This window comes from Aquimarina macrocephali JAMB N27, from assembly GCF_000520995.1.
GTDB lineage: Bacteria > Bacteroidota > Bacteroidia > Flavobacteriales > Flavobacteriaceae > Aquimarina > Aquimarina macrocephali.
Map to the genome: position 1 here is coordinate 1 of NZ_JACA01000103.1, position 1,664 is coordinate 1,664.

The following is a 1,664-nucleotide window of genomic DNA, read 5'->3' on the forward strand; positions in this document are numbered from 1 at the left end:
CTTATGCACCTGGTACTGGAGCTCATTGGCAATTAGCTTGGTCAAAGACAGGAGACTGTACAGCAAGAAATTCTACGGTTAGAGTATTTCCGAATCCTACTGAAAATGGTATCATAAATGTGATGATAAATTCTAGAAAGTCTAACTCTAATTTTAGATTTGAAGTACATTCCCTTAGCGGAACTAAATTATTAGATTTTGAAAATAATGTGATGAATGGGCAGAACGGCAAGACATTTAATATTAGTTCTCTAAAAACTGGTCTGTACTTATATACGATTACTATAGGAAAAGAAAAGGAATATGGTAAGATGAAAGTATCTAATTAATTTAAAATAGTTTTTGAAACCATAAAAGGGTGTTTCTTCTACCCTTTTATGGTTACTATTAAGAATCTTATTATATAAATTACGATTACAGATTTTTTGATGGGTTGAATAGAATACTATTTATTAACCCGTTGTGCGTATTGATGTTTTTGAATCTCAAAATTCGTCAATTCGAGTGCTTGTATATTTCAATATAACACTTAAATACTATTAAAACCATGTTTAAAAAAAGAACAAACTCAGTAAATTTTATTATAATTAATTGCTCATGGAGGCAGTTAATTTGTATGACCTTATTTCTAACAGTATTTCTATCTGTTTTCCCCCATGGCACAGTAACATACCCGCCAAGTCGTGTTTGGAATTGTTTTCAGGAAAACCCCGAAAGTCCAGATTCTACTGCTTGCATTGCAGCAGTAGCCTCTCATGGTACGCAGCCATTATATGATTGGAGTGAAATTAATCAAGCAAATGCTAATGGTAATCATCAGCAATATGTGATGGATGGAAATCTGGCTAGCGGTGGCAGGCCTAATAAATATGGAGGCATGGATCAAGTTAGATCTGATTGGGTGTCAACACAAGTTTCTCCAGGCCCATTTACAGTTACTTGGACAAATCATGCTCCTCATGCAACTGCTTATTATGAAGTTTATATAACCAAAGCAAGCTGGACACCTGATCAGCCATTAACGTGGGATAGTCTTGAACTTTTGGTACGAACATCTCCAAGTGCACCAGAAAGGATTGTTAATATTCCGGTAACACTTCCTGCTAGAACAGGTAGACATGTTATTTATAGTATTTGGCAAAGATCAGACAGTCCAGAGGCATTTTATTCGACTAGTGACATCAATTTTGATGGAGGAGGTACTGATACACAGACACCTTCTACTCCTACAGGTTTAGGGGCATCAAATGCTACACAAACTACAGTCGATCTTGCCTGGAATGCTGCTACCGATAATGTAGCTGTAACGGGATATGATATATATCAAGGAAATACTGTCGTTGCTACCGTAACTGGCACTTCATATCAAGTAACTGGATTAACAGAAAATACCTCGTATTCTTTTAGAATAAAAGCGAAGGATGCTGCAAATAATCAATCTGGTTTTAGTAATACCACAACTGCAACTACACTTCCTGATACCGGAGGAGGAAATTGTGCAGGAATATCACAATATGTAGCAGGAACTTCTTATAGCAAAGATCAGGAAGTACAAAATGCAGGAGAAAAATTTACATGTAATATTCCGGGATGGTGTTCTTCTGCAGCAGCTTGGGCATATGCACCAGGTACCGGAGCTCACTGGCAAGATGCATGGTCAAAAA

2 protein-coding genes are annotated in these 1,664 nt (G+C 36.7%); both read left to right on the forward strand.

Features of this window, described 5'->3' with window-relative positions; all coding sequences use genetic code 11:
* Positions 1-329 (forward strand): T9SS type A sorting domain-containing protein (locus Z054_RS29555; RefSeq protein WP_035093833.1); only part of this gene is annotated, 329 nt, incomplete at its 5' end.
* Positions 330-616: 287 nt separating this feature from the next.
* Positions 617-1,664: lytic polysaccharide monooxygenase auxiliary activity family 9 protein (locus Z054_RS32560; protein ID WP_024773132.1), on the forward strand; the 1,048-nt coding region annotated here is incomplete at its 3' end.